Origin of the sequence: Rhodobium orientis (genome assembly GCF_003258835.1) — a bacterium.
GTDB lineage: Bacteria > Pseudomonadota > Alphaproteobacteria > Rhizobiales > Rhodobiaceae > Rhodobium > Rhodobium orientis.
In genome coordinates, this window is the sequence record NZ_NPEV01000047.1 from 15,900 (window position 1) to 41,243 (window position 25,344).

At 66.5% G+C, this 25,344-nt stretch carries 22 protein-coding genes; 10 read left to right on the plus strand and 12 right to left on the minus strand.

The features are described from left to right. Positions 1–9: 9 nt before the first annotated feature. A complete protein-coding gene (gene metC, locus CH339_RS18205; RefSeq protein ID WP_111435806.1) occupies positions 10–1,191 on the plus strand; it encodes a cystathionine beta-lyase in 1,182 nt (393 codons plus the stop codon). A gap of 214 nt (positions 1,192–1,405) precedes the next feature. Here the strand turns inward: metC and CH339_RS18210 are convergent, their stop codons facing one another. The 7 genes from CH339_RS18210 to CH339_RS18240 form a co-directional block, all read right to left on the minus strand. Continuing rightward, a complete protein-coding gene (locus CH339_RS18210) occupies positions 1,406–1,927 on the minus strand; it encodes a hypothetical protein (protein ID WP_111435807.1) in 522 nt (173 codons plus the stop codon). A gap of 145 nt (positions 1,928–2,072) precedes the next feature. After that, positions 2,073–2,546 carry an ArsR/SmtB family transcription factor gene (locus tag CH339_RS18215; protein ID WP_111435808.1) on the minus strand — a complete coding sequence of 158 codons (474 nt, stop codon included), beginning with the start codon at positions 2,544–2,546 and terminating at the stop codon, positions 2,073–2,075. A 240-nt stretch (positions 2,547–2,786) separates the two neighbouring features. Beyond that, positions 2,787–3,632: a 3-keto-5-aminohexanoate cleavage protein gene (locus CH339_RS18220; protein ID WP_111435809.1), complete on the minus strand. Its 846-nt coding sequence runs from the start codon at positions 3,630–3,632 to the stop codon at positions 2,787–2,789. Continuing rightward, complete coding sequence (locus CH339_RS18225; RefSeq protein ID WP_111435810.1) at positions 3,629–4,972, minus strand: aspartate aminotransferase family protein; 1,344 nt, start codon at positions 4,970–4,972, stop codon at positions 3,629–3,631. The genes CH339_RS18220 and CH339_RS18225 overlap by 4 nt, the downstream gene beginning before the upstream one ends. A gap of 51 nt (positions 4,973–5,023) precedes the next feature. After that, complete coding sequence (locus CH339_RS18230) at positions 5,024–5,455, minus strand: universal stress protein (protein WP_111435811.1); 432 nt, start codon at positions 5,453–5,455, stop codon at positions 5,024–5,026. A gap of 276 nt (positions 5,456–5,731) precedes the next feature. Beyond that, positions 5,732–8,368 carry a TRAP transporter permease gene (locus CH339_RS18235; protein ID WP_111435812.1) on the minus strand — a complete coding sequence of 879 codons (2,637 nt, stop codon included), beginning with the start codon at positions 8,366–8,368 and terminating at the stop codon, positions 5,732–5,734. Positions 8,369–8,588: 220 nt separating this feature from the next. Then, positions 8,589–9,569: a TAXI family TRAP transporter solute-binding subunit gene (locus tag CH339_RS18240; RefSeq protein ID WP_420825894.1), complete on the minus strand. Its 981-nt coding sequence runs from the start codon at positions 9,567–9,569 to the stop codon at positions 8,589–8,591. Positions 9,570–9,949: 380 nt separating this feature from the next. Here CH339_RS18240 and CH339_RS18245 point away from each other — a divergent pair, with 380 nt between their 5' ends. Together CH339_RS18245 and CH339_RS18250 are read left to right on the plus strand one after the other, a co-directional pair. Beyond that, positions 9,950–11,017, plus strand: coding sequence for an AbrB family transcriptional regulator (locus tag CH339_RS18245; protein ID WP_111435814.1), 1,068 nt, complete (start codon positions 9,950–9,952; stop codon positions 11,015–11,017). 19 nt (positions 11,018–11,036) lie between these two features. Continuing rightward, entirely contained in the window at positions 11,037–11,864 is an 828-nt protein-coding gene (locus CH339_RS18250; protein ID WP_111435815.1) for a class I SAM-dependent DNA methyltransferase, read from the plus strand. Between the two features lie 17 nt (positions 11,865–11,881). Here the strand turns inward: CH339_RS18250 and CH339_RS18255 are convergent, their stop codons facing one another. The 3 genes from CH339_RS18255 to CH339_RS18265 all read right to left on the minus strand — a co-directional run bounded on the left by CH339_RS18255 (position 11,882) and on the right by CH339_RS18265 (position 14,133). Beyond that, positions 11,882–12,130 carry a cysteine-rich CWC family protein gene (locus tag CH339_RS18255; protein ID WP_111435816.1) on the minus strand — a complete coding sequence of 83 codons (249 nt, stop codon included), beginning with the start codon at positions 12,128–12,130 and terminating at the stop codon, positions 11,882–11,884. Between the two features lie 30 nt (positions 12,131–12,160). Next, entirely contained in the window at positions 12,161–12,862 is a 702-nt protein-coding gene (locus tag CH339_RS18260) for a metal-dependent hydrolase (protein ID WP_111435817.1), read from the minus strand. 110 nt (positions 12,863–12,972) lie between these two features. Continuing rightward, a complete protein-coding gene (locus tag CH339_RS18265; protein WP_170138574.1) occupies positions 12,973–14,133 on the minus strand; it encodes a serine hydrolase domain-containing protein in 1,161 nt (386 codons plus the stop codon). 163 nt (positions 14,134–14,296) lie between these two features. Here CH339_RS18265 and ruvX point away from each other — a divergent pair, with 163 nt between their 5' ends. Together ruvX and CH339_RS18275 are read left to right on the plus strand one after the other, a co-directional pair. After that, the gene (gene ruvX / locus CH339_RS18270) at positions 14,297–14,788 is read left to right on the plus strand and encodes a Holliday junction resolvase RuvX (protein WP_111435829.1); all 492 of its coding nucleotides are present in this window, start codon (positions 14,297–14,299) and stop codon (positions 14,786–14,788) included. After that, positions 14,785–15,720 carry an AEC family transporter gene (locus tag CH339_RS18275; protein WP_111435819.1) on the plus strand — a complete coding sequence of 312 codons (936 nt, stop codon included), beginning with the start codon at positions 14,785–14,787 and terminating at the stop codon, positions 15,718–15,720. The genes ruvX and CH339_RS18275 overlap by 4 nt, the downstream gene beginning before the upstream one ends. Positions 15,721–15,730: 10 nt before the next feature. Here the strand turns inward: CH339_RS18275 and CH339_RS18280 are convergent, their stop codons facing one another. Next, complete coding sequence (locus tag CH339_RS18280; RefSeq protein WP_111435820.1) at positions 15,731–17,374, minus strand: acyl-CoA dehydrogenase family protein; 1,644 nt, start codon at positions 17,372–17,374, stop codon at positions 15,731–15,733. A 349-nt stretch (positions 17,375–17,723) separates the two neighbouring features. Here CH339_RS18280 and CH339_RS18285 point away from each other — a divergent pair, with 349 nt between their 5' ends. Genes CH339_RS18285 through dprA form a run of 4 tightly spaced genes read left to right on the plus strand, consistent with a single transcriptional unit; the run spans position 17,724 to position 21,807 of the window. Further along, positions 17,724–18,680, plus strand: a complete 957-nt coding sequence (locus tag CH339_RS18285) for an aspartate carbamoyltransferase catalytic subunit (protein WP_111435821.1) — start codon at positions 17,724–17,726, stop codon at positions 18,678–18,680. A 14-nt stretch (positions 18,681–18,694) separates the two neighbouring features. Further along, positions 18,695–20,002, plus strand: coding sequence for a dihydroorotase (locus CH339_RS18290; RefSeq protein WP_111435822.1), 1,308 nt, complete (start codon positions 18,695–18,697; stop codon positions 20,000–20,002). Positions 20,003–20,022: 20 nt separating this feature from the next. Beyond that, the gene (gene plsY / locus CH339_RS18295; RefSeq protein ID WP_111435823.1) at positions 20,023–20,637 is read left to right on the plus strand and encodes a glycerol-3-phosphate 1-O-acyltransferase PlsY; all 615 of its coding nucleotides are present in this window, start codon (positions 20,023–20,025) and stop codon (positions 20,635–20,637) included. Between the two features lie 18 nt (positions 20,638–20,655). Next, on the plus strand, positions 20,656–21,807 hold the full coding sequence (dprA, locus tag CH339_RS18300) for a DNA-processing protein DprA (protein ID WP_111435824.1): 1,152 nt from the start codon (positions 20,656–20,658) through the stop codon (positions 21,805–21,807). 104 nt (positions 21,808–21,911) lie between these two features. Here the strand turns inward: dprA and CH339_RS18305 are convergent, their stop codons facing one another. Continuing rightward, entirely contained in the window at positions 21,912–22,106 is a 195-nt protein-coding gene (locus CH339_RS18305; RefSeq protein WP_111435825.1) for a hypothetical protein, read from the minus strand. Positions 22,107–22,447: 341 nt separating this feature from the next. Between CH339_RS18305 and topA the strand changes: the two genes are divergently transcribed. After that, complete coding sequence (gene topA / locus CH339_RS18310; protein WP_111435826.1) at positions 22,448–25,093, plus strand: type I DNA topoisomerase; 2,646 nt, start codon at positions 22,448–22,450, stop codon at positions 25,091–25,093. Positions 25,094–25,344: the final 251 nt, after the last annotated feature.

A 25,344-nucleotide genomic window follows, 5' to 3' on the forward strand; every position in this document is an offset into this window, starting at 1 on the left:
CTAACAACTATGCCCGATCGTAAAACGACCCATGCCCGCCGTCCCGCCACCGTGCTCGCCCACAGCGGTCGCAACCACGGTGAAAACCGTTACTTCGTCAATCCGCCGGTTATCCATGCATCGACCGTGCTTTACGACTCCGTCGAGGCGATGCAGGTGCGGACCCAGCCCTACACCTACGGGCGCCAGGGCACGCCGACCTCCGAGGCGCTGGAGACGGCGCTAAACGATCTGGAGGGCGCGGCCGGCACCTGCCTCGCCCCGTCCGGCCTTGCCGCGATCTCCGTGGCGCTGCTGTCGATGCTCGGCGCCGGCGATCACCTTTTGATGATCGACACGGTCTACGCCCCGACCCGCAATGTCTGCGAGACGGTGCTGAAGCGCATGGGCGTGGAGACGACCTATTTCGATCCGGCGATCGGCTCCGGCATCGCCGACCTCATTCGCGACAACACCAGGCTGATCTTCCTGGAGGCGCCCGGCTCCCTCACCTTCGAGATGGTCGACATCCCGGCCTTCGTCGACGTCGCCAAGGCACGCGGCATCCGCACCGCCATCGACAACACCTGGGCAACGCCCCTCTTCTACCGGCCGCTGGAAAACGGCATCGACCTCTCCATCCAGGCCGGCACCAAATACATCGTCGGCCATTCCGACGTCATGCTCGGCACCGTCTCGGCCAACGAGGCGACCTTCCCGGACCTGAAGGCGACCCATCGCGCGCTCGGCCAGCATGTCGGCCCGGACGACGTCTACTTGGCGCTGAGGGGCCTCAGGACCATGGCTGTGCGGCTGGAAAGGCACATGGAGAGCGCCCTGAAGGTCGCGCGCTGGCTGCAGGGGCGCCCAGAGGTCGTCACCGTGCGCCATCCAGGGCTCGAAACCGATCCCGGCCATGCCATCTGGAAGCGCGATTTCTCCGGCGCCTGCGGGCTCTTTGCCTTCGAGCTGCAGCCGTCGGTGCCGGCCACGGCCGTCGCCGCGTTCCTGGACACCCTGGAGCTCTTCGGCCTCGGCTATTCCTGGGGCGGCTTTGAAAGCCTTGCCATCCTCGCCAAGCCCGGCCCGAACCGCACGGCGACCCGATATGACGACACCAATCCGCTGATCCGCGTCCACATCGGCCTGGAAGACCCTCAGGACCTCATCGAGGATCTGGAAACGGGTTTTGCCGCGATGGCGTCGGCCTGAGCGGCGTAACGTCTACGCCCGAAAAATGCCGCCCTGGATTGCTTCGCTGCGCTCGCAATGACGATTTCGTAATGATTTCAGCGTCATTGCGAGGGTCCGGAGGACGGGGAGCGGCCCGCGACGCGAGCCTGGGGAGGCCGACCCGGCAATCCATAGGGCGGTTCGACTTCGATCCGACGACCGTAGCCGTGCACCTATCGGCAGTTTCTGAAAGTTACTCCACCGCCAGCCAGGGTTTTGGGATCAGCACCCAGTGGCCGTTGACGTGGATCAGCCCGTCGAAGGCCATGCCGATGGTCTCGCCCGGCTCCACGAACTTGAACCGGACGATGGCGTTGCCGGGCTTCAGGTGCGGCAGCACCGCCTTGTAGCCGCCGGGAAACTCGGCAAGCACCGGTTCGCCGGCAATGAGCTGGTCGGTCGTCGCGAAGGTAACGAGCAATTCGGTCTGGCCGGGCTTCGGCCCGATGGCAACACCGGTACCCCAAAGGTTCGCGTAGATCTGCTCAAGCCGCGTCGCCATCGGCTCCTTGTAGGCCGCCGTGTAGTCCTCGGTGAACGGTTGCAGTTCGCCGGTCAGCGCCGCCCGGTCGGCGGCCGGATCGAGAAAGCGGGTGAGCAGCGCCCGTGCGTCCGCCTCCGTTCCCTCGTCAGCCCTGGCGCTGACGGCGGCGACCGCCAGCCAGGCGAGGACGGCGACAAAGGCGATCAGCTTGGCGCGGCAGAAACAGTGCATCCTTCCCTCCCCCGAAACGGCGTACGGCGCCCGCACAGGACAGCGGGCCCGAACCGCATGGTAGGAGGGAAGACCGCAGCGCGTCCAGAGCGGCAACGCGCCCTGCGACCCTGAAACCCCGGGCCCCGGGGTCAGGCCCCGGAGATCAGGCGTCGGCGTCGTGGCGCACCCGCTGCATGGCGCAGTTGGTCTCGCGGCAGCCGTCCTGGCAGAACATCTTGTAGACGACGTCGAGGACGGACCGTGCCTGGCCGCTGGTCAGCGTGTAGTAGATCGACTTGCCCTCGCGCCGGGTCGTGACGATGCGCTCGGCACGCAGATAGGCGAGCTGCTGGGAGAGCGCCGGCTGGCGGATGCCGAGCAGCGATTCCATCTCGTGCACGGCCTTTTCGCCCTCGGCCAGAAGGGCAAGGATCTGCAGCCGCGTCTCGTTGGAGAACAGCTTCAGGAACTGGCAGGCCGCCGAGGACGAGCCGATCAGGGTCGAGGTCTCCAGCGAGGTCGCCACCGCGCGGCGCGCCCGCGCTGCGGCCTGGCGCCGTCCGACCGCTTCGCGCGCGGCATCGCGCCGGGCAACCTTGGTCCGGGGGTCTGTGGCATTCACGGTGGCTTGCGTCATCGCTCTGTCTTCCTGTGGTTGTCGCGCCATCGGCAACGGGAGGGCGCACCGGGGGCGGCGGCACCGCGGCTGCGGTTCAGCCGGGTCACATGCCCGTTTCTGCACCAATTGCGAATGATTTGCAATAGCGTTCTCAAAAATCGGCACAATGCCGCAGGAAGCCGCGCCGCGGCACACTGCAGGAACCAACGGCATCCCTTTGTTTCTCCGGGGCTTTACGATGGATCGAAGTAATTGAGATCAGCCGGCTGAAACCGTTGCCGCGCCAAGCATTGCGGCCGTTTGCGAGCGGCTCGCCCGGCCGCGGCAGAGCGCCGTGACCATATCCGCGATTCCGCCGACCCGGTCGGCATTGTCGATGGCCGTCGAGCCGTCGGCATGGACGAGGCTGTTTTCAAAGCCGACGCGGGCATGGCCGCCGAGCGCCAAAGCCGCGGTCAGCGCCGCCGTCTCGCCGCGCCCGAAGGCGCAGACCATCCAGTCGGTCCGGTCCGTCAGCTCCACGGCGTCGAGCGCCGCAAGGAATCCGACGAGGCTCGTCGGATCGCATTCAAGGCTGGCGCTGTAACGCCCGAGCACGAAGAGCAGCGCGTGACGCGAAGCCGACGGAACGATACCCCTGGCAACGCAATCGGAAAACGCCCTCACCTCACCCGGCTCATAGACGATGTGCTGGACGCCGATCCCGGCCTCCGCCGCAAAGGCATAGAAAGCCCGCGCCTCGGCGTCGTCGGCAAGCGCCATTTCACGAAGCGCGACCGAGACGAGATCGGGCATCGTCTCGCGCACGACCGCCGCCTGTTCGTCCGGCCGGTAGCGGCCGATGGCCTCCGTGGTGATCTGGATCGCCATCTGGCCGCCGGTCAGCCGGGTGATCTCGGCGATCGCCTCGCGATAGAGCCCGGCATCGAGCACATGGCCGCCGGCAGCATCGCGCACATGGCAATGGATCGCCTGGGCGCCGGCGGCAAGTGATGCCCGCGCGCTCGCCGCCGTCTCGGCAATCGTCACCGGCAGCGCCGGATGGTCGGACTTCAGGCGCCGGGCGCCGTTCGGCGCCACCATGACGACGGCCGGACCGCTCATGCAGCCACCTGCTCGAAGGCGACGTCGAGCGCCCGGTCGAGCTTGTCGACGATCTCGCCCACATGCTCTTCGGTGATCGTATAGGGCGGCGCCAACAGGATGTGGTCGCCGCGCAGGCCGTCGACGGTGCCACCCATCGGGTAGCACATCAGACCCTCGGCCATCGCCGCCTTCTTGATCCGGGCGTGCAGGTTGAGGCTCGGGTCGAACGGCGTCTTGGTCATCCGGTTGTCGACCAGTTCCAGGCCGAGGAAGAGCCCGCGCCCGCGGATGTCGCCGACATGGGAGCGGTTGCCGAAGCGGCCGATCAGCGCCGTCATCAGCCGGTTGCCCATCTCCCGGACGTTAGACAGGAGATCGTGCTTCTCGAACTCGTCGAGGACGGCGAGCCCGGCGCGCGTTGCCACCGGATGGCCGATATAGGTGTGGCCGTGCTGGAAAAAGCCGGACCCGGCTTCCACGGCGGCGAAGATCCTGTCGGAACAGAGCATGGCGCCGAGCGGCTGGATGCCCGCGCCGATGCCCTTGGCGATGCACACCATGTCCGGGAAGATGCCCTCCTGCTCGGAGGCAAAGAGGGTGCCGGTGCGCCCGGTGCCGCACATCACCTCATCGAGGATGAGGAGCACGCCATACCGGTCGCAGATTTCGCGGATGCGCTGGAAATAGCCCGGCACGGCCGGAACCGCGCCCATGGTCGCCCCAACCACCGGCTCGGCGATGAAGGCGGCGACCGTTTCCGGCCCGAGCGCCAGGATCTTGTCCTCAAGCTGGTTGGCGACCCGGAGCCCGTATTCCTCCGGGCCCTCGCCCTCCTCGGCAAAGCGCCAGTAGTGGCAGGCATCGATATGGTGCATGGCGCCCGACAGGAGCGGCTCGAACTGGCCGCGCCGCCAGCGGTTGCCGCCGGCCGAAAGGGCCCCCAGCGTGTTGCCGTGGTAGCTCTGCCAGCGGGCGATGATGTGCCGGCGCTCCGGCTGGCTGGTCTCCAGGAAATACTGCCGCGCCAGCTTCATCGCGGCTTCGGTCGCCTCCGAGCCGCCGGAGACGAAATAGACCCGTTCGATACCCTGCGGCGCCAGCGCGATCAGCCGGTCGGCGAGTTCCTCGGCCGGCTCGGAGGTAAAGAAGCTGGTATGGGCGTAGGCCATCCGGTCGAGCTGGTCCTTCGCCGCCTCGGTCACCGGATTCCGCCCGTGGCCGAGGCAGGAGACGGCGGCCCCGCCGCAGGCATCGAGATAGCGCCGGCCCTCGGCGTCGATGAGATAGGGACCCTCGCCGGCGACGGCGACGGGAAGATCGGCCCTGGTGTGCCGGCCGAACAGGTGGCGCGAGCGCATCGAACAACGCCCTTTCTGCGGATGTGGGATCTCGGGGACCTGGAAAGGGCTCTAGTTGCGCACCACGAACACGGACTGCCCGGCGTGGCGTACGACGCGCGCCGCGTTCGGGCCGAGAAGATAGTCCTTCAGTTCCGGACGGTGGCTGGAAATGACGATGAGATCGCAGCCAAGGTCGTCGGCGACCTGGATGATCTCCTGGTAGATGGTGCCGTGTGCGACATGGCCCTTGACCTTGACGCTGTCGCGCTTGCACTCGGCCTCCAGGAGCTTCTTCAGGTGCTCCTTGGCGTCGGCCATCGCCTGCTTCTCATAGCCTTGCGGGAAGTAGGAGCCGACGACCGACATGTTGAAGGTCGGGATGACGGCAAGGACGTTGAGTTCGGCGCCGTAGTCGGCGGCCAGCAGCTCGGCCACCGGCAGCGCCTTTTGCCAGGAACTCTCCTCATCGAGGTCGATCGGCAGGAGGATCTTGTCGAACATGTCATTCTTTCTTTGATGAGCGTGGTCGCGAAATGCGCAGACGGTTCTGGGCGGAAGCGCATTTGGCCGCTTCCCGGAAGGCGGGGCGAACGTCCCGCAGAAGATGCCTCAACCGACGTACGCAGCGGCCAAATCCGCATCGTCTCGTTCACTCCGGCGGCCGGGCGCCGCTTTCACCCGGACGCCTCCGGCCAGCCGTCACTGGCGGCACGCGGTCACTGAAACGCACACCTATCAATGCCGCGCAAACCTTAACCGAACCCTGCCGGCTTTTCCTCAGAACGCCGGCTGGGTCTGGCGCCGGCGCTGCAGCAGGATGACGCCGATGAGCAGAAGCACGGCCGGAATGTAGAAGATCTCCTTCGGCATGCGTTCGGCCTCCAGCTGCACCTCGGCGATCTCGACCGGGTTGTCCCCGTAGAAATCGAACATCTGGAACTTGGTGAAGAACGAGGTGCCGGCCATCGGTTCGTCCAGCTTGGCCTTGCCGCCCTCCTCCAATACCGTCAATCCGGCATTATTGAGGCGGCTGACGCCGTCGCCCGCCGGTCCGAGATCGGCAAGGATGGTGAGCTCGCTGGTCTTGTCCGGTTTGTCGAAATCGGGCCCGCGCACCAGCAACCTGACATGCGCGCCCGGCGGCAGCTTCTCCACGATCTGCTCGACGTCGCTGCCCGGCCGGATGTCGTAGGGCGGCTGCACGAAATCGAGCCAGAAGGCCGGCCGCAGGAGCGTGAAGGCGATGACCAGCAGGATCGCCGATTCCCAGATCCGGCTGCGGGCGAAGAAATAGCCCTGTGTCGCCGCGGCAAACAGCATCATGGCCGCGACCGCGATGACGAAGACGAACACCGCCTTGGCGATGGTCACATCGATCAACAGGATCTCGGTGTTGAAGATGAACATGAACGGCAACAGCGCGGTGCGGATGTCGTAGGCAAAGCCCTGCAGGCCGGTCTTGATCGGATCGCCGCCGGAGATCGCCGCCGCCGCGAACGCCGCAAGTCCCACCGGTGGCGTATCGTCGGCAAGGATGCCGAAATAGAACACGAACATGTGGCAGGCGATCAGCGGCACGACGAGGCCGGACTGGGCGCCGACCGAGACGATCACCGGCGCCATCAGCGAGGAGACGACGATGTAGTTCGCCGTCGTCGGCAGGCCCATGCCGAGCACCAGGCTCATCACGGCGACGAGGATCAGCATCACCATCAGGTTGCCGCCGGAGACGAACTCCACGAACTCGCCGACGATCTGGTGCAGGCCGGTCAGCGACACCGTGCCGATGATGACGCCGGCAACGCCGGTGGCCACCCCGATCGGCACCATGTTGCGGGCACCCGCGATCATGCCGGTGACGAAATCGCCGACCCCCTGGGCAAGCCCGGTGGCGATCGCCGCCTCGCCGCGGAAGATCGACTTCAGCGCGTGCTGGGTCAGCACGATGGAGACCATCGCCACAGTCGCCCAGAACGCCGAAAGCGCCGGCGACAACCGCTCGATCAGGATGCACCACAACAGCACGACGATCGGCAACAGATAGTGGAGGCCCGTCAGCGCCACCTCGTTGGCCCGCGGCAGCACCGCGAGCGGCGCGTCCGGATCGTCGACTTCCAGGTCCGGCCGCTTTGCGGCGATGAAGACGAGGATCAGATAGGCGGCGGCGAACAGCAGCGTCGAGGCCCACACGGTCATGTTGGGGAACGCGACCTTGATCCAGCCAAGGCCATAATAGACGGCAAGCCCGAGCGCCGCGATGCCGATGAAGCCGGTGAGGAAGCCGATCAGCTTCTGGATCAGGGTGAGATGCGCCGGCGGCTTTTCCATGCCCTTCAGGTTCAGCTTCAGGGCTTCCAGGTGAACGATGTAGACGAGCGCGATGTAGGAGACGAGCGCCGGCACCAGGGCGTGCTTGATGATCTCGGTATAGGAGATGCCCGTGAATTCGGAGATCAGGAAGGCCGCGGCACCCATCACCGGCGGCGTGAGCTGGCCGTTGGTCGACGAGGCGACTTCCACGGCGCCGGCCTTTTCCGGCGCGAACCCGGTGCGCTTCATCAGCGGAATGGTGAAGGTGCCGGTGGTCACCGTGTTGGCGATCGAGGAGCCGGAATAAAGCCCGCTCATCGCCGAGGCGACGACGGCGGCCTTGGCCGGTCCGCCGCGCAAGTGCCCGAGAAGGGCAAAGGCGAGCTTGATGAAGTAGTTGCCGGCACCGGCCTTTTCCAGGAGCGCGCCGAACAGCACGAACAGGAAGATCATCGACGCCGAGACCCCGAGTGCGACGCCGAAGACGCCCTCGAGCTGCATCCAGTAGTGCCACATCGCCTTGCCGAAGGACGCGCCCTTCCACTGGATCGCGTCGGGCCAGAAGCTGAGGTGGCCGAAGAAGACGTAGAAGACGAAGACGCCGGCGACGATCAGCATCGGCAGGCCGAGCGTGCGGTAGACGGCGAGCGCCAGCGACAGCATGCCGATGGTCGAGGCGATCAGATCCGCCGTCGTCGGCAGGCCGGCCCGGTTGGCGATCGCCTCCTTGTTGATGATGAGGTAGAGGCAGGCGCCGGCGCCGAGGATGGCCAGCACCCAGTCGTACCAGGGCACCGAATGGCGCGAGCTCGTCCGGAACAGCGGATAGGCGAGCGAGGCGAGCGCGATCGCAAAGGCGAGATGGATGATGCGCGCTTCGGAATTGTTGAAGACAACGTTGAGGCCGGTCACCTCATTCAGCCAGAACGGCACCCCGGAGGCGATATAGAGCTGGAACGTCGACCAGATGAAGGCCAGCGCCACGACGAAGAGGCCGACGGCGCCGGTCGGCGCACGCGCTCCGCTGTCAACCTGGGCAACAAGTTCGTCGACGTCGATTTCGGGCCGTTTGCTGGCCGTGCCAGAGCCGTTGCTGTCCGACATGGAATACCCCCTCCGTCGCCGAAGTCGTGCCGTGACCTCCGATCTTGGCGTCGGTCGGCCGGGCCTTGCGGCGCGCCGGGCGGATGCCGCGATCGGCGGCCCGGCGAGAAAAAACTGAACTGATGACCGGAGCGCCCCCTTGCTGGCTCCCCTTTGAGGGCGCTCCCGCGGGATCGAAAAAGGGGCGGCCCGTCAGGACCGCCCCTTCTGGCAGACCGGATTACATCCAGCCGCGTTCCTTGTAGTACTTCACTGCGCCCGGATGCAGCGGCGCGGAGAGACCGTCCTTGATCATCTCCTCTTCCTTCAGATTGGCGAAGGCCGGGTGAAGCTTCTTGAAGTCCTCGAAGTTGTCGAAGACGGCCTTGACGACCACATAGACCACATCGTCCGACACGTCGGCCGACGAGATGAAGGTGGCGCCGACACCGAAGGTGTGGGTGTCTTCGTCGGTGCCGCGATACATGCCGCCCGGGATCACCGCGGTACGGTAGTACGGGTTGTCCGCGACCAGCTTGTCGATCGGATCACCGGCCACGTCCACCAGCTTGACGTCACAGGTGGTGGTGGCCTCGGTGATCGCCGCGGCCGGGTGGCCAATGGTGTAGATCATGGCATCGATCTTGCCGTCGCACAGCGCCTGGGCCATCTCCGAGCCCTTCAGTTCGGCGGCAACCGCGAAATCGTCCATGGTCATGCCGAAGGCGTCCATGACGACTTCCATGGTGGCGCGCTGGCCGGAACCGGGGTTGCCGACATTGACGCGCTTGCCCTTCAGGTCCTCGAACTTCGCAACGTCCACGTCGGAGCGCACCAGCAGCGTGAACGGCTCCGGATGGACGGAAAACACCGCCCGCTCTTTCTCGAACGGACCCTGGTCCTCGAACTTCGAGGTGCCCTTGTAGGCGTGGTACTGCCAGTCCGACTGGGCGACGCCGAATTCCAGCTCGCCGGCACGCACGGTGTTGATGTTGTAGACGGACCCGCCCGTCGATTCGACCGAGCACCGGATGCCGTGCTCCTTGCGGGATTTGTTGACGAGGCGGCAGATCGCGCCGCCGGTCGGATAGTAGACGCCGGTGACGCCGCCCGTGCCGATCGAGATGAACTGCTGTTCGGCGGCGGACGCCGGCAGGGCCATACCGATCGCGACAAGGGCCGACAGGCCGATCTTGCGGATCATCACGTTACTCCTCCTGATTGTGTCAGTCTGTTTCATGTCCTGTCTGTCCGGGGCGGCTGTGCCTTGCCCCTCCATTCGGCCAGCGCAACCAGGGGAAAACCCGTATGCGCCCACCACATGCGGCCTCAGGGTAACTGCGTAGCCGGTTTTTGCAAGCCCCGCCAATAGCATCGTGATCGCCGCCAACCGCTTTTTCGGCGCCCCCCGTGCCAATTGGCGAAAAATGCGATATGAGAGGCCTTCGCCAAGCCTCGACCGGCCGGAAAACAGGTCGCTCCACCAGACGGATAGACGGCGTTTCGTGAAGGCCCTTCAAGGCCGCGCCGCATGCAGCATGGCTGCGTCATGTCCCGTTTTCCCGCCCGCGTCGACCGGCCCCGCCACCTTTGAGCACACGGATGACACGACCCGGCTTTTCCTTCCGCCCCGGCGGCTTCGGCAAGATCGCCCAGACGCTGGCCATCGGCGCCGCCGGCGGCGGCGTCCTGACGCTCCTCAACGTGCCGGCGTCCTGGCTCTGCGGGTCGATGGTCGCGGTCTCCTTCGCCTCGCTGACGGGCGTCAGCGGCCCGATCCCGCGCTGGCTGCGCGCGATCGCCTTCCTGCTGCTCGGCGTCTCCATGGGCGCCAGCGTCACTCCCGACATCGTCGAGAACGTCAGCAAGTGGCCGGTCTCCATCGCCGCCCTCATCCTGATCCAGCCCGTCGTCATCGGCCTCGTCTGGCTCTACCTCCACCGCATCGTCGGCTGGACGTCCTCGACCGCGCTGTTTTCCGCGATCCCGGGGGCGCTGTCCTATGTGGTCGCCGTCGCCGACCAGTCCGATGCCGACATGCAGAAGGTCACGGTCGCCCAGTCGATCCGGGTCTTCATCCTGGTCATCTCGCTGCCCGCCATCGTCACGCTGATCGGCTCGGGCGGCGATGCCGGCGGCGGCCTGCCGCTGAAGGCAGCATCCGGCCTCGACCAGGCGGCGATCCAGCTTGCCGCCGGCAGCGTCGGTGCCGCCCTCTTCTTCTGGCTGAGGGTTCCGGCCGGCATCCTGCTCGGCGCCTTTGCCGGCAGCGCCGTGCTGCACGGCATGGGCATCGCCGAGGGCCGCCTGCCGTCCTATTTCCTGGTGCCCGGCCTCGTCATCATGGGCAGCGTGATCGGCGGACGCTTCGTCGGCGCGACCTTTTCCAGCGTCGCTGCCGTCTTGCGGCCGGCGACCATCGCCTTTGCCATCGCCATGGCCGTCAACACGGTCCTTGCCTTCGGCATCGCAGAAATGCTGAACGCGCCGTTCGCCAAGACGCTGCTGGCCTTCGCGCCCGGCGGCCTCGATGCCATGACGGTGCTGGCCTTCGCGCTCGCCCTCGACCCGGCCTTCGTCGCCGCCCACCACACCTCGCGGTTCCTGATGATGATCGTGGTGCTGCCGATCCTTGCCCGGCGTATGCTGAAGAAAGGTCCGGGAGCCTGACCCGTTGTGAAGATTTGAAATGACCGAGCCCGAGACGGACACCGACGACGCCCTTGCCGAGGCCTACAACGCCGCGCTGGACCTGGAAAAGGCCGGCGACCTGGAGGCGGCCGTCGTCGCCTATCAGAAGGTCCTGGAGCTCGACCCGGCCGACCATGGCGGCGTTGCCGTGCGCCTTGCCGCCATCGGCCGCGGCGAGACCCCAGCAAAGGCGCCCGACGCCTACGTCGCCACGCTCTTCGACCAGCATGCCGACGTCTTCGACATGATCCTCGTCGACCAGCTCGGCTATTGCGTCCCGCTCCTGGTCGAGGACCGGCTGAAGGAGCTGGCGCCGGGTCCCTATCCGCGCCTGCTCGATCTCGGCTGCGGCACCGGCCTTTCCGGCGAGGCCCTGGAGGAGCGCACCAGCTTCCGGGTCGGCGTCGACATTTCGGAGGGCATGATCGAGGTCGCCCACGAGCGCGAGGTCTATGACGAGCTCTACGTCGCCGAGGCCGGGACGTTCCTTGAGACGGCGAAGGACGGAACGCCCTTCGACCTCATCGTCGCCACGGACGTGCTGCCCTATCTCGGTGATCTGGAAGGCTTCTTTGCCGGCGTCGCAGCGAACCTTGCAGCAAACGGCGTGTTCGGCTTTTCGTCGGAATCCCTTCCCGACGATGTGCTTGCCGGCCGGCCCTATATGGTCGGGCCGAACCAGCGCTTCGCCCATGCCGGCAGCTATATCGAGCGCACGCTGACGGCCGCTGGCCTTGCGCGCTTCCACACCGAGCCGATCACCGTCCGCCACCAGGAGGGCGTCCCGGTGCCGGGCGATCTGGTTCTGGCGCGCAAGCCCGCCTGACTGCGGGCGCCGAAAGGCTACGGCCGCTTCACCTTGAACGCCTCAAGCTCGGCTGCAACCTTCTCGCCCGCCACCTCTTTCAGGCATTTCGGGCAGTAGCAGGCCGGCTCGGCGGACTCCGGCATCGGCAGCTTGTAGTCCGGCTTCATGCACCAGCAGTCGCCGCTCTCCATCTCGCAGTCGAAGATGGTGCCGCAGCGCGGGCATTTGGTCGGCGTTGCGGCCTTGACGCCGCCGCCGAAGGGCGGGGTCTTGGATCCTGGCATGGGTCTCGGTCCTCTTGTGTAGGAAAGAAATTAAAGGGACATCGGCTTGCCGACCTGCGGCACCGCCACCTTGTCGCCGTCAGGACCCAGTTCGGAGACGAACTTTTCCGCGTCCTGGTCGATGATCGGGAAGGTGCCGTAGTGGCAGGGAACGATGGTCTCGAAATTGAAGAAGCGGGTGCAGGCCATCGCCGCGGTCCTGGCCCCCATAGTGAAGCGGTCGCCGATCGGGACGATCCCGACCTTCGGGGCATAGATCTCGTCGATCAGCGCCATGTCGGAAAAGATGTCCGTGTCGCCCATGTGGAACAGCACCGGCTCGCCCGGCGCCGTCACCACGATGCCGTGGGGATTGCCGAGATAGACCGGCGGCTGGCCCTCCGACTGGGTCGAAGAGGAATGGTGCGCCACCGTCAGGCTGACCTTGAACGGCCCGACATCGACGGTGCCGCCGGTATTCATCGGATTGACGTTCTCGATGCCCTTGGAGGCGATCCACATGCAGATCTCGAAATTGCCGGTGAGCTGCGCGCCCGTCGCCTTGCAGATGTCGATGGCGTCCCCGAGATGGTCGTCGTGGCCGTGGGTCAGGAGCACATGGGTAACGCCGTCGGACGCCGCCTCCACCGTGCCCTCATAGGACGGGTTCCCGGACAGGAACGGGTCGATCAGGATCGACGCGCCGTCGATATCGATGCGAAAGGCTGAATGTCCGAACCAGGTAAGCTGCATGTCGACCTCCGAAGATAGCTTATGTGCGGTGGCCTGAATGTGCCACCGGTCTCAATCAGGAATGTGGCGCTACCTTGGAGGATTCCAAAGGGGTCGAGCAAGAAAATGTGCTACGATGTATTGCCGAAGCGGCCGTAGACGGCCCGCTCAAAGCGTTGAAAAACATCCATGAATCGCGGATCGGCAAAGGGCAGCGCCTGCGTCATCAGGACCGCGGCAATCCCCGTTGCCGGATCGATCCAGTAATGGGTGTTGAAGATGCCGGCCCAGCCGAGGCTGCCGGCAGCGCGCATCCCCGGCACGTCCTCTTCCAAGCGCACGAAGCCGAATGTGTGGGTCTTTTGGGCGCCCGGGAAAAGGTCGACGTCGGCGGAAAGCCGCGGCATCGCCGAGACCATCGGCGTCACCCGGAGATCGCCGATCTGATTCGTCGCCATGACCTCGAAGCTTTCCGGCCCGATCAGCCGCCCGCCGGCATGTTTCCCGCCGTTGAGGAAGAGCTGCAGGAATTTGAGATAATCCGGCGCGGTGGAAAACAGCGCATGGCCCATGCCGTAGAATTCCGGCTCCGAGGGCGGCGTCATGCCGAAGGGCGCATGGGTTCCGTCGCGGCCGCGCGACATGCCGGCGGCGAGCCGCCCCGCGTCTCCTTCGCCGGCTTCGAACCCCGTATCGGTCATGCCGAGCGGGGCAAAGATCTCGTCCTGACAGAATTTGTCGATGCGGCGCCCGTCGACGGCCTCTACGACACGTCCGAGCCAGTCGATGCCGATGCCGTAGCCCCAGCGCGTTCCCGGATCGAAGGCGAGCGGATAGGCGAGCCCGGCGGCACGCCCTGAGATCACCGACGGACGGCCGGTGCGTTCCAGATAGGCGGCAAGGTCCGCGTTCCAGTACTCGTAGACGAGGCCGGAGGTGTGCGTCGCCAGGTGCCGGATCGTCGCCCGCGTCTTCGGCGGCCTCAGCACCGGCTCCTCGCCGTCGAAGCCATCCAGGACCTTCAGCTCGGCGAATTGCGGCAGCACCTCGTCGACCGGCTGGTCGAGGCCGAGTTGGCCGCGCTCCACCAGCAGCATCGCCGCCAGCGAGCCGACCGCCTTGGTCATGGAATAGATGCGAAAGACGGTGTCGGTCGCCGCCGCCCTGCCGGGCGCCGCCTCGCCGGCGCTGCCGGACCACAACACCCTCTGCCGGTCGGCGACCATCGCCACCAGATACGGCGCATCGCCGGCGGCGACGGCATCGCCAAGGATCCCCTCCAGATCGCGCACCCTGCCCTCCCTCTTTTTGTTGGGCGCCATGCTACGCACAAACCCGGAGCGGTCAAACAGTCTCGCTGCGCGGCGAAACTGCGCGGGGCGCCGATTTGGCGAACGTCCCGACAACGCCCGATTGCCTGTGTGATTTTGCCCGTTGCGTGCTAGAGGGTTCGACATGGCCAACGACCCGACCCTTTCCTTCGACGATTTCGCCGAACGGCTCAGCCCCAGCGCGCGCCTGTTCGGCCTCGACCTCGGCACCAAGACGATCGGCATCGCGGTCTCGGACGGCGGCCGCCAGATCGCAACGCCGCTGATGACGATCCGACGGGTCAAGTTCGGCAAGGACGCCGCAGCGCTGCTGGAGCTGGCCGACAAGAACGAGATTTCCGGCCTCGTCCTCGGCCTGCCCCTCAACATGGACGGTTCCGAAGGCCCGCGCGTCCAGGCGACCCGCGCCTTCGTCCGCAACCTCTCCGCTCTGACCGAGCTTCCCATCGCCTATTGGGACGAGCGGCTGTCGACCGTCGCCGCGGAGCGGGCTATGCTGGAAGCGGACCTGTCGCGCAAGAAACGGGCGGCCAAGATCGACGCCGCGGCGGCCGCCTTCATCCTGCAAGGGTTCCTCGACCGGCTGGCGAACCGGCGCGGGGCGATGGCCCCATGATCTCCTTTGCCGACGCCCTCAACGCGCTGCTTCCGGTCATCATCATGACCGCGACCGGCTGGACGCTCGCCCACTACAACATCGTCCGCGACGAGGGCTGGCGCGGCCTGGAAACCCTTGCCTACAACGTTTTCTTTCCGGCGATCATCATCTACACGCTGATGCGGGCCGACTTCGACACCCTGCCCTTCGGCTCGCTCGGCCTTGCTCTTTTCCTGACCGTCGCCACCATGGCCGCGATCCTCATCGCCGTCCGGCCGCTGATCGCCGGGCCGCTGAAGCTGACCGGTCCGCGCTTCACCTCCGTGCTGCAGGGCTCGATCCGCTGGAACACCTTCATCGGCCTTGCCCTTGGCGCCAACCTGTTCGGCGATGCCGGCCTTGCGCTGATGGCGGTCGCGGTGGTCTCCATGATCCCGCTCCTCAACCTCATCGTCGTCAGCGCGCTGACCGTCTATGTGGACGGCCCGGCGCCGACCGTGCGCGGCTTCGTCCTCAACCTGGCGCGCAACCCGTTCATCATCTCCTGCGCCATCGGCATTTTCCTGAACCTCTTGGATCTGGAACTGCCGGTGGTCGCCATGACGACCCTGGAAACCCTCGGGAGGTCGGCCCTTGCCGCCAGCATCCTATCGATAGGTGCCGGCCTCGACCTCTCCGTGCTGCGCCGGCCGACCGGCGCCCTCGGCCTCGGCGTCGCCGCCCGGCTCATCGGCATGCCGCTGATTGCGGCGCTCTATTGCACCTTGATCGGGGTGACGGGCATGGCCCTGGCGGTCGCCATCATCGCGACGTCCGTGCCGGCGGCGTCCTCGTCCTACGTGCTGGCCCGCAAGATGGGCGGCGATGACAAGCTGATGGCGGAGATCCTGACCTTCCAGACCGTCGTCGCGGCGGTCACCCTGCCGATCGCGCTCCTGATCCTGGTCTGACGAAACTCATTCAAACATCCGGAAAAGCGTAGTCGACGATCGCCTGGGCGTCGAAGCGCGCGTCGAGCATGCCGTAGGTGGCGCGCCACTGGCTGCCGAGGCGCGAGTGCAGGAAGGCATCCGCGATCAGCCGCGGCGCATAGCGCCGGGCCGCGGCGGCGGCCGCCGTCAGCGCGAGTTGTTCGGTGAGAATCCGTGCCGAGCCCACATCGTTGATGCAGGCGCGAGCGGCCGCGCGTAGCACATCGATGGAGACGAGAGACGTGTCGCCGAGCGCCGCCTTGATGTCGGAAAGCACCGCATCGAGCGCCTCGCCGTCGGCTTCCAGCACCCGCAGCACCTCAAGGCACATGACGTTGCCGCCGCCTTCCCAGAGCGCGTTGAACGGCGCCTCGCGGTAGATGCGGGCAAGGTCGAAGTCCTCCACATAGCCGTTGCCGCCGAAGCATTCGAGCGCTTCCGTGATCAGCGGCGGCGCGGCCTTGGTGATCCAGTATTTCGCCGCCGGCGTCATGATCCGCGCATAGGCGGCCTCGGCCGGATCGCTGTCCCGGTTGTCGTAGGCGCGCGCCAGCCGGAAGGCGAGCGCGGTCGCCGCGGCGACGTCCAGCGTCATGTCAGCGAGCGAGCGCGCCATCAGCGGCTGCTCGATAAGTTCGGAGCCGAAGACGAACCGGTGGCGGGCGTTGTGGACGGCCTGCGCCGCCGCGCTGCGCATCAGGGCCGCGGACCCCACACAGCAGTCGAGGCGGATATGGTCGGCCATCTCCGCGATGGTCTCAAAGCCGTTGCCGGGCGCGCCGAGGAGATGGGCAGTGGCATGGGCGAACTCCGCCTCGCCCGTGGCGTTGGAACGGTTACCGAGCTTGTCCTTCAGGCGCTGGAAGCGGATGGCGTTGACGCTGCCGTCGGCCAGGATGCGCGGCACCAGGAACGCGCTCAGCCCACCCTCGGCCTGGGCCAGCACCACGAAGCCGTCGCTCATCGGACCGGCGACGAACCATTTGTGCCCGGTGAGCCTATAGCTGCCGCCGTCGGCCCTGACGGCCCGCGTCGCCGTTGCTGTCAGGTCGGTGCCGCCCTGCTTTTCCGCAACGCCCATGCCGATGGAGGCGCCGAGCTTCTTGTCCACCGTTAGGAACCGGTGGTCGTAGCGCCGCGAGACCAGCTTCTCGCGCCAGTGGCCGAGCTCCGCTGCCCGCCCGACCGCCCCGATGGCCGCGCTTGTCGTGACGATCGGCGCCAGATGCCCGCTTTCGGCCTGGGCGGCCAGGAACATCCGCGCCGCCCGGAGCTGGTAGCGTCGTCCGGTCTCTGCGCCGCCCTCCTGCCACAGCGAGGCGGCAAGGCCGGCCTCGAAGGCCCTGCGCATGAAGGCGTGGTAGGATGGATGGAATTCCACCGTGTCGAGCCGGTTGCCCCAGGCATCGTGGGTGCGCAGCTTCGGGCCTTGCGTATTGGCGAGCCGGGCAAACTCGTTCGCCTCCCGCGAGCCGTAGAAGGCGCCGAGCTTCACCAGCTCGGCCTCGATCGGCGGGTCGATGACGGACTCAAGAACGCCGATCAGCAGCGAATCGCTCTCATAGATGTTGCGTCCGGCAAAGGGCGGCGCCTGGTTCGTCACCTCGTGCGTCGCGTCGTTCCGTTCATTCATGACCGCGGCTGTCCCCTTGCGATTCGATTAGCTGTGGATGACTTAAACACGTAGGCACCGGATCGTTCCACGCCGCAAAGGCGGCAAAGCATCGCCGGCACCGATCCGGAGGCGCCGGCAAGGAGAGGTATTAGAGTACGATCCGGCCCGCAAAGTGGCGTAAATCCGCCCTTTGCCGACCCGGCCGTTGCCATGCGGGAAGGCTCGCGAGAGACCGGCACGGGCGAAAGGCCTCGCGCGAAGCGCGCCATGCCTTCCAGCTATACGCGAACCCCCGCAATTCCGGGGGGCCGGCGGGCCCGCCCCACGCTTGCCGCACCCCGTGATTCCTCCTATACGCATTGCTTTAATGAGCGCTGAAAGTTCCAAACAAGCCGCGATTTATTCGCACCGCCATCTCCTCGGCATCGAGCGATTGACGCCTGAGGAGATCGTCACCCTTCTCGACCTCGCCGATGAGGCGGTCGGCGTCAGCCGGCAGGTGGAAAAGAAGAAGGCGGTGTTGCGCGGGCGCACCCAGATCAACCTGTTCTTCGAGGCCTCGACCCGGACCCAGTCGTCCTTCGAGATTGCGGGAAAGCGTCTCGGCGCCGACGTCATGAACATGTCGGTCGCTTCCTCCTCGGTGAAGAAGGGCGAGACCCTGATCGACACCGCGGCGACGCTGAACGCCATGCATCCGGACCTTCTGGTCGTGCGCCACCACGCCGCCGGTGCGGTCGCACTGCTGGCCAGGAAGACCGAATGCTCGGTCGTCAATGCCGGCGACGGCGCCCACGAGCATCCGACCCAGGCGCTGCTCGATGCGCTGACCATCCGCCGCAACCTCGGCCGGATAGAGGGCCTCACGGTGGCGATCTGCGGCGACATCCTGCATTCCCGCGTCGCGCGCTCCAACATCCTCCTGTTGTCCGCCCTCAACGCCCGGGTCCGTGTGGTGGCGCCGCCGACGCTGCTGCCGGTCGGCATCGAGAACATGGTGCCGGAAGTCTTCACCTCCATGAAGGAGGGCCTGAAGGATGCCGACGTCGTCATGATGCTGCGCCTGCAGCGCGAGCGCATGAGCGGCTCCTTCATCCCGTCGGTGCGCGAGTATTTCCGCTACTACGGGCTCGACCAGGAAAAGCTCGACTACGCCAAGCCGGGCGCCCTTGTCATGCATCCGGGGCCGATGAACCGCGGCGTGGAAATCGACCCGGCGATCGCCGACGGACCGCAGAGCGTCATCAACGAGCAGGTCGAGATGGGCGTTGCCGTGCGCATGGCCGTCCTGGAGGCCCTCGCCGCCCACCTGCCGAACCGCTGACCCCAGCGAGGACAATGATGGCCGATAGCAACAAGCCGACGGTTCTGAAGGGTGGGCGCATCGTCGATCCGGCGCGCAATGTCGACGCCGTCGGCGACCTCATCATCATCGACGGGCGCATCGCCGCGACCGAGATTGGCGGCAACGAAAGCTATCCGGGCACCTTCGAGACCATCGACTGCCGGGGCGCCGTCGTCGCGCCGGGCCTCGTCGACATGCGCGTCTTCGTCGGCGAGCCGGGCTTCGAGCACCGCGAGACGCTCGCCTCGGCGAGCCAGGCGGCCGCGGCCGGCGGCATCACCACCATCGTCACCATGCCGGACACCGAGCCGCCCATCGACGAGCCGGCCCTCGTCGACTTCGTCCACCGGCGCGCCCGCGACACCGCCATCGTCAACGTCCACCCGATGGCGGCCCTGACCAAGGGCCTCGCCGGCGTGGAGATGGCCGAACTCGGCCTGTTGCGCGAGGCCGGCGCGGTCGCCTTCACCGACGGGCGCCACACCGTCACCAATGCCAGCGTGATGCGCCGCATCCTGACCTATGCGCAGAGCGTCGACGGCCTCATCGTCCACCACACCGAGGATCCGGACCTTGCCCGCGCCGGCGTCATGAACGAGGGCGAGACGGCGACCCGGCTCGGCCTCGGCGGTGTGCCGCGCGAGGCGGAGATCATCGTCGTCGAACGCGACCTCAGGCTCGTGGCGCTGACCGGCGGGCGCTACCACGCCGCCCAGATCTCCTGCGCCGACTCGGCTGCCGCCATCGCCGCGGCCAAGGGACGCGGGCTCGGGGTCACCGCCGGCGTCTCGATCAACCATCTCACCCTTAATGAGAACGACATCGGCGCCTACCGCACCTTCTTCAAGATGTCGCCGCCGCTGCGCTCCGAGGACGACCGCATGGCAATGGTCGCGGCCCTTGCAGACGGCACCATCGACGTCGTCGTCTCCAGCCACGATCCCCAGGACGTGGAGACCAAGCGCCACCCCTTCGCCGAGGCCGCCGACGGCGCCATCGGCCTGGAAACCCTGCTTCCGGCGATCCTGCGCCTCGTCCATTCCGGCGACATCGAGCTTTCGACGGCGATCCGCGCCCTGTCGACGCGGCCGGCCGAGATCCTCGGCATCGAAGCCGGCACGCTGCGCACCGGCGCGCGCGCCGACGTCGTCGTCTTTGCCCCCGACACGCCCTGGATCCTCGACGAGACGAAGATGCGGTCGAGGGCCAAGAACACGCCCTTCGAGGGCGCCCGCTTCCAGGGCCGGGTGCTGCGCACGATGGTTGCAGGGCAAACCAGATATACCTACTCTGACACGTAACAGTCCTTAGGGGTCCGGCCATGACCGACATCCTCTCCTGGTCCCTTCCCTGGCCGCACATGGCGATCGCCCTTGTCTTTGGTTATCTCCTGGGCTCGATCCCCTTCGGCCTGATCTTCACCCGGCTGTTCGGCCTCGGCGACATCCGCGCCATCGGCTCCGGCAATATCGGCGCCACCAACGTGCTGAGGACCGGCAACAAGGGCGTTGCATTCCTGACGCTCCTTGGCGACGTGCTGAAGGGAACGGTGGCCGCGGCCATCGCCGCCGAATGGTCGTTCGAGGCGGCCATGGTCGCCGGCCTCGGCGCCTTTCTGGGGCACCTCTACCCGGTCTGGCTGGGATTCCGCGGCGGCAAGGGGATCGCCACCTTCATCGGCGTGCTCCTCGGCCTTTCCTGGCCGATAGCCGTCGCCTTTTGCGCCATCTGGCTGGTGGTCGCACTGATCACGCGGTTCTCCTCGCTGTCGGCGCTCGTCGCCAGCGCGCTGACCCCGGTGGTGGCCCTGGGGTTCAACCAGCCGAAACTGGCCGTCTTCACGGTGGTCCTAGCCCTTCTTGCCTGGTTCAAGCACCGGACCAACATCGCCCGGCTGGTGTCCGGCACCGAGCCCAAGATCGGTGCCCGGTCGTAACCCCCATGGGATGAGCGCATGAGCGAGGACGGGCCGGACAGAAAGCAGAGTTCCATCCGGCTCACCGATGCCCAGCGGCTCGCCTGGCTGCGGCTCATCCGCTCGGAGAACATCGGCCCGGCAACGTTCCGCAGCCTCGTCAACCACTACGGCTCGGCGACCGAGGCTTTGGAGGCCCTGCCGGAGCTCTCCCGCCGGGGCGGCGCCAAGCGGCGCATCCGGATCTGCTCGCAGATCGATGCGGAGGACGAGCTGGACCGCTGCAACGCCCTCGGCGCCCGCTTCGTCGCCCTCGGCGAGCCGGACTATCCCCGCCTCCTGCGCTTCATCGACGCGCCGCCGCCGCTCCTTGCCGTCATCGGCGATGCGACACCGCTCGCCGGCAACGCGGTCGCCATCGTCGGTGCCCGCAACGCTTCCATCGCCGGCTGCAAGATCGCGGCAAAGCTGGCCGGCGAACTCGCCGCCGCCGACCTCGTCATCGTCTCCGGGCTCGCCCGCGGCATCGACACCGCCGCCCACAAGGCGAGCATCGAGACCGGCACGGTCGCCGTGCTCGCCGGTGGCCTCGACCACATCTACCCGCCGGAGAACGAGGACCTCTATCGCGCCATCGTCAACGCCGGCGGCGCCATCGTCAGCGAGATGCCCTTCGGCTGGGCGCCGCGCGCCCGCGACTTCCCGCGCCGCAACCGTCTGATTTCAGGGCTCTCCTATGGCGTCGTCGTCGTCGAGGCCTCACGCCGGTCGGGCGCGCTCCACACCGCCCGCTTCGCCCTGGAACAGGGCCGCGAAGTGTTCGCCGCTCCGGGCTCGATGCTCGATCCGCGCACGGAAGGCTGCAACCGGCTGATCAAGGACGGCGCCACCATGGTGCTTTCCGTCGGCGACATCCTCACAGCCCTGTCGCCGGTGATCGATTCGGGTGGCCCGGCCTTCGATACGTCGGTGGAAGAGCCGGGGTCCGACACCCCCTTCCCGATCTCCGAGCCGGACGACGCGACGCGGCAACAGATCGTCGATGCGCTGGGTACGACGCCCGTCACCGTCGACGACATCGTCCGCCACACCGGCCTGTCCGTTGCCGCCGTGCGGATCGTGCTGATCGAACTGGAGGTCGCCGGCCGGCTGGAGCGCCACGGCGCGCAGAAAGTGTCGCTGGTCTACTGAGCGGAGCACCGGGAGGAGAATCGGGACCCTGCCGCACCCGGGCCGGGACAGCCCGGTTGTACTACCTGAACATTGTATTTCGATTTTTGTACAACCAACCGCAATCAGGAGGCAGTGTTGGAGGCCTTCGGCATCGGCCGGATGGAGATGGTCTGCGCCGCCGCCTCTTCTCGGGCGATGTCGAGCAGATAGGCGAGCATGTTGAGGTCGGCAGTCGCCGCCATGTTGCGCAGCTCCGCGCACATGTTTTCAATGTAAAGGGCGGTATCCGCCTGCGAGGCTTCGATACGGGCACTCATGAACCGTGTTGCATCTCCGTTGCGGGGATGGCAGACGAACGCCACGCCCTTAGATACCGGCCCAAGCGCACAACCTGACGTCACGGGTGCCGGATGCAACGAATTGTATCCGAAGGGATGCATTTTATCAAATTAAACGTATTGGTTGTATCGAGGCGAGGAAACGGCACCCGACCTCCCCGGCTATTGCGCGCCGCTTTCGGTTTCCTATTTGACTTCGTGACGGTGATTCACGATTTTTCTGGACGAGGTCGGGGGTTCGTCTCTACACACGGGCACCCTCGGGCAGGCCTCCAATCACCGGCCCGACCCCTTATAACGCCCTGTTTTTGCGGAAATCCATGCGCGTCGTCATCGTCGAATCGCCCGCCAAGGCGAAAACGATCAACAAATATCTCGGCTCCGATTATCAGGTCATGGCCTCCTTCGGCCATGTCCGGGACCTGCCGGCAAAGGACGGATCCGTCGATCCGGACAACGACTTTTCCATGACCTGGGAAGTCGACGGCAAGGCCAACAAGAGGTTGAGCGAGATTGCAAAGGCGGTCAAATCGTCCGACGGCCTGATCCTCGCAACCGACCCGGATCGCGAGGGCGAGGCGATCTCCTGGCATGTGTTGCAGGTGCTGAAGGCCAAGAAGGTGCTGAAGGACCAGCCGGTCGAGCGCGTCGTCTTCAACGCCGTGACGAAATCGGCGATCACCGATGCGATGGCAAAGCCCCGTGCGATCGACGTACCCCTGGTCGATGCCTATCTGGCGCGCCGGGCGCTGGACTACCTCGTCGGCTTCACCCTGTCGCCGGTGCTCTGGCGCAAGCTGCCGGGCGCGCGATCCGCCGGCCGCGTCCAGTCCGTGGCGCTGCGCCTCGTCTGCGACCGCGAGCGCGAGATCGAGTCCTTCGTTGCCCAGGAATACTGGAGCCTCATCGCCCATCTGAAAAGCGTGGCCGGAGACGCTTTCGAGGCGCGCATCGTCGGCGCCGACGGCAAGAAGATCACCCGTCTCGACATCGGCTCGGAAGCCCAGGCGATGGACCTGAAGGCCCACCTGGAGCGCGCGACCTTCACCGTGCGCTCGGTCGAGGCCAAGCCGACAAAACGCAACCCGCAGCCGCCTTTCACCACCTCGACGCTGCAGCAGGAGGCCTCGCGCAAGCTCGGCTTTGCCGCCCAGCGCACCATGCAGATCGCCCAGCGGCTCTATGAGGGCATCGACATGGGTGGCGAGACCGTCGGCCTCATCACCTATATGCGGACCGACGGCGTGCAGATTGCGCCGGAAGCGATTTCCGGTGCCCGCGGCGTCATCGAGGCCGACTACGGCGCCCGCTACGTGCCCGAAAAGGCGCGCTTTTATTCCACCAAAGCCAAGAACGCCCAGGAGGCCCACGAGGCGATCCGCCCGACAGATCTCCGGCGCCGGCCGAAGGACGTGTCCAGGTTCCTCGATGCCGAACAGGCAAAGCTCTACGACCTCGTCTGGAAGCGCACGGTCGCCAGCCAGATGCAGTCGGCCGAGATCGAGCGCACCACGGTCGACATCGACGCCGTCGACGGCACCCGCGCCGCAATCGTGCGTGCTACCGGCCAGGTCATGCGCTTCGACGGGTTCCTCGCCCTCTACCAGGAAGGCAAGGACGACGAGGAGGACGAGGAGAGCCGCCGGCTGCCGAAGCTCGCCTCGGGCGAAAAACCGAGCCGGGAAAAGATCGTCGCCAGCCAGCACTTCACCGAGCCGCCGCCGCGCTTCACCGAAGCGACCCTCATCAAGAAGATGGAAGAGCTCGGCATCGGCCGGCCGTCGACCTACACCTCCACCCTCACCGTGCTGCGCGACCGGGAATATGTCCGGCTCGACAAGAAGCGCCTGGTGCCGGAGGACAAGGGCCGGCTCGTCACCGCGTTCCTGGAAAGCTTCTTCAAGCGCTATGTCGAGTACGACTTCACGGCGGGCCTTGAGGAAGAGCTCGACCGCATCTCCGCCGACGAACTCGACTGGAAGGAGGTGCTCCGCGATTTCTGGCGCAACTTCTCCGGCGCCGTCGACGAGATCAAGGACCTTCGCGTCTCCGAGGTGCTCGACGCGCTCAACGAGATCCTCGGTCCGCACATTTTCCCGGCAAAGGAAGACGGCACCGACCCGCGCGCCTGTCCGCAATGCGACGACGGCCGCCTCAGCCTGAAGGTCGGCCGCTATGGCGCCTTCATTGGCTGCTCCAACTATCCCGAATGCCGCTTCACCCGCCAGCTCGTGGAAGGAAACGGCGAGGACGGCGCGGCGGCCCAGACCGGCCCGCGCGAACTCGGCACCGATCCCGAAACCGGCGAGATGGTGACGCTCCGCGACGGCCGCTTCGGCCCCTACATCCAGCTCGGCGAGGGCGACAAGCCGAAACGCGCGACCATCCCGAAAGGCTGGGACGTCGCCGCCATGGATCTGGAAAAAGCGCTGCGGCTGCTGCGCCTGCCGCGCGAGGTCGGACCGCATCCGGAAACCGGCCAGATGATCAGCGCCGGCATCGGCCGCTACGGCCCCTTCGTCCAGCACGAACGCACCTACGCCAACCTGGACAATGTCGACGAGGTGTTCACCGTCGGCCTCAACCGCGCCGTCTCCCTGATCGCGGAAAAGCAGGCCAAGGGCGGGCGCGGCAGAGGCGCCGCCGTTCTGAAGGAACTCGGCGAGCACCCCGACGCCGGCGGCCCGATCACCGTGCGCGACGGCCGCTATGGGCCTTACGTCAACCACGGCAAGGTCAACGCCACCCTGCCGAAGGACGCAAAGCCGGAGGACGTCACCCTGGAACAGGCCGTTGAGATGATCACGGCCAAGGCCGGCAAGGCACCGGCAAAGAAGAAGCCGGCCGCAAAAAAATCGGCGGCCAAGAAGGCGGCCACGAAGAAGGCCGCCGCCAAGAAGCCGACGGCCAAGAAATCGACCGCCAAGAAAAAGGCCGCGGACGAGGACGAAACCGCGCCCTTCTGAGGCTTCCGGCAGCGTGATTGACCGTCTTTTGGCGCTTTACCGCGCCCCGGGGCTTGTCTGCGAACGGCCGGGGCGCCACATTTCCGGTAACCCCGCCCCCTGAACGGCGAAAGCACCGGTCCGCCCGGCGCCCGTCCGCCGGGCTCATATTTGTTTTCGACCGGAACCCCCGATGCCACGCCCCAAGAAGACGGCAGCGCGAAAGACCGCCGCCACCCTGCCCTCCCGCGAGGACGTCCTCGCCTTCCTCG

Bases quoted from the DNA above. Each gene is read 5' to 3' on its own strand.
- metC (WP_111435806.1), top strand. From the start codon at position 10: ATGCCCGATCGTAAAACGACCCATGCCCGCCGTCCCGCCACCGTGCTC.
- CH339_RS18210 (WP_111435807.1), bottom strand. From the start codon at position 1,927: ATGCACTGTTTCTGCCGCGCCAAGCTGATCGCCTTTGTCGCCGTCCTC.
- CH339_RS18215 (WP_111435808.1), bottom strand. From the start codon at position 2,546: ATGACGCAAGCCACCGTGAATGCCACAGACCCCCGGACCAAGGTTGCC.
- CH339_RS18220 (WP_111435809.1), bottom strand. From the start codon at position 3,632: ATGAGCGGTCCGGCCGTCGTCATGGTGGCGCCGAACGGCGCCCGGCGC.
- CH339_RS18225 (WP_111435810.1), bottom strand. From the start codon at position 4,972: ATGCGCTCGCGCCACCTGTTCGGCCGGCACACCAGGGCCGATCTTCCC.
- CH339_RS18230 (WP_111435811.1), bottom strand. From the start codon at position 5,455: ATGTTCGACAAGATCCTCCTGCCGATCGACCTCGATGAGGAGAGTTCC.
- CH339_RS18235 (WP_111435812.1), bottom strand. From the start codon at position 8,368: ATGTCGGACAGCAACGGCTCTGGCACGGCCAGCAAACGGCCCGAAATC.
- CH339_RS18245 (WP_111435814.1), top strand. From the start codon at position 9,950: ATGACACGACCCGGCTTTTCCTTCCGCCCCGGCGGCTTCGGCAAGATC.
- CH339_RS18250 (WP_111435815.1), top strand. From the start codon at position 11,037: ATGACCGAGCCCGAGACGGACACCGACGACGCCCTTGCCGAGGCCTAC.
- CH339_RS18255 (WP_111435816.1), bottom strand. From the start codon at position 12,130: ATGCCAGGATCCAAGACCCCGCCCTTCGGCGGCGGCGTCAAGGCCGCA.
- CH339_RS18260 (WP_111435817.1), bottom strand. From the start codon at position 12,862: ATGCAGCTTACCTGGTTCGGACATTCAGCCTTTCGCATCGATATCGAC.
- ruvX (WP_111435829.1), top strand. From the start codon at position 14,297: ATGGCCAACGACCCGACCCTTTCCTTCGACGATTTCGCCGAACGGCTC.
- CH339_RS18275 (WP_111435819.1), top strand. From the start codon at position 14,785: ATGATCTCCTTTGCCGACGCCCTCAACGCGCTGCTTCCGGTCATCATC.
- CH339_RS18280 (WP_111435820.1), bottom strand. From the start codon at position 17,374: ATGAATGAACGGAACGACGCGACGCACGAGGTGACGAACCAGGCGCCG.
- CH339_RS18285 (WP_111435821.1), top strand. From the start codon at position 17,724: ATGAGCGCTGAAAGTTCCAAACAAGCCGCGATTTATTCGCACCGCCAT.
- CH339_RS18290 (WP_111435822.1), top strand. From the start codon at position 18,695: ATGATGGCCGATAGCAACAAGCCGACGGTTCTGAAGGGTGGGCGCATC.
- plsY (WP_111435823.1), top strand. From the start codon at position 20,023: ATGACCGACATCCTCTCCTGGTCCCTTCCCTGGCCGCACATGGCGATC.
- dprA (WP_111435824.1), top strand. From the start codon at position 20,656: ATGAGCGAGGACGGGCCGGACAGAAAGCAGAGTTCCATCCGGCTCACC.
- CH339_RS18305 (WP_111435825.1), bottom strand. From the start codon at position 22,106: ATGAGTGCCCGTATCGAAGCCTCGCAGGCGGATACCGCCCTTTACATT.
- topA (WP_111435826.1), top strand. From the start codon at position 22,448: ATGCGCGTCGTCATCGTCGAATCGCCCGCCAAGGCGAAAACGATCAAC.